Origin of the sequence: Pseudomonas sp. R62, assembly GCF_000257605.1 — a bacterium.
Lineage (GTDB): Bacteria > Pseudomonadota > Gammaproteobacteria > Pseudomonadales > Pseudomonadaceae > Aquipseudomonas > Aquipseudomonas atacamensis.
In genome coordinates this window covers 1423972-1425562 of the sequence record NZ_JH635999.1, presented here as the reverse complement: position 1 = coordinate 1425562, position 1591 = coordinate 1423972, and the positions used below count along the sequence as shown (strand labels likewise).

Below are 1591 nucleotides of genomic sequence, written 5' to 3'. Positions count from 1 at the left end.
GTCCAAAACACGAGGTGGAGCATGAGGATGTATGCAGTTTAAAAGTCCAGTCAGACGTGAGTAACCGGTTTGCAAGGTTCGCTATTCCCTGAAGGCCCTGGAAACGGGCTTTATATCTGTGAGGCCTCTACCTATGACATCGCGCCGAAAACTTCTCCAGGCCGCCTCCACCTTAGCGTTAGGGGGTGTCTTTGGACGCAGCGCTTTTTCCGAAACGCTAAGTAGGGAAGGGCCCAATATGACCAATTCAATTCCGGACATCATTTTCCACAATGGCGAGATCACTACACTGGATCGCGCCAACCCAGTCGCCCACGCCGTTGCAATCAAAGACGGCAAGTTTCTGGCTGTAGGGTCAGACCAGGAAGTCATGGCGCTGGCTGGCTCAGCCACAAAAGTTGTCGACCTCAAGCGCCGTTGTGTGCTCCCTGGCTTAGTCGATAACCATACCCACATGGTCCGCGGCGGCCTTAACTACAATCTGGAATTGCGCTGGGACGGTGTGCGTTCACTCGCTGACGCCATGGACATGCTCAAGCGCCAAGTGGCTAACACTCCAGCACCGCAGTGGGTTCGCGTGGTAGGTGGCTTCACTGAGCACCAGTTCGTTGAAAAGCGTTTGCCAACCATAGCCGAGATCAATGCGATCGCGCCCGATACACCTGTATTTCTTCTGCATCTCTATGACCGGGCCTTGCTCAATGGTGCGGCCTTGCGCGCGGTCGGCTACACCCGAGATACCCCCGAGCCACCAGGCGGGAAAATTTACCGCGATGCCAATGGTGCGCCTACGGGCCTGCTGTTGGCCACGCCCAACGCGACGATCCTTTACGCCACGTTGGCCAAGGGACCGAAGTTGCCCTTCGACTATCAGGTCAACTCCACTCGCCATTTCATGCGCGAGCTCAATCGCTTGGGTGTGACAGGGGTTATTGATGCGGGCGGCGGTTTCCAAAACTATCCCGACGATTACGCAGTGATCCAGAAGTTGGACAACGATGGGCAAATGACGGTCAGGTTGGCTTACAACCTGTTCACTCAGAAACCCAAGGAAGAGAAGGAGGATTTCCTCAAGTGGACCTCCAGCGTTAAGTACAAGCAAGGAAACGACTACTTCCGTCACAACGGCGCGGGCGAAATGTTGGTGTTTTCCGCTGCCGACTTCGAAGATTTTCGCCAGCCGCGACCGGACCTGCAGCCCGAGATGGAGGGAGAACTGGAGGAAGTTGTGCGCATCCTCGCAGAGAACCGATGGCCGTGGCGGTTGCATGCCACCTACGACGAAACCATTACCCGAGCGCTGGATGTATTTGAGAAGGTCAACGAGGACATCCCCCTCGCTGGCATCAATTGGTTCTTTGATCATGCCGAAACCATCTCGGACAAATCGATCGACCGTATCGCCGCGCTCGGCGGTGGCATCGCTGTACAACATCGTATGGCTTATCAGGGGGAGTACTTCGTCGAGCGCTACGGCGCCCGTGCGGCGCAAGCGACCCCGCCCGTAGCGCGCATACTGGAAAAAGGGGTGAAAGTGTCTGCAGGCACCGATGCCACCCGGGTTGCCTCCTACAATCCCTGGGTTTCGCTA

The 1591-nt window shown here is 56.4% G+C and carries 1 protein-coding gene; it reads left to right on the top strand.

Annotated elements, in window-relative coordinates; translation table 11 throughout:
• Nucleotides 1–133: 133 nt before the first annotated feature.
• Nucleotides 134–1591 (top strand): amidohydrolase (locus tag OQK_RS31725; protein WP_443216338.1); only part of this gene is annotated, 1458 nt, incomplete at its 3' end.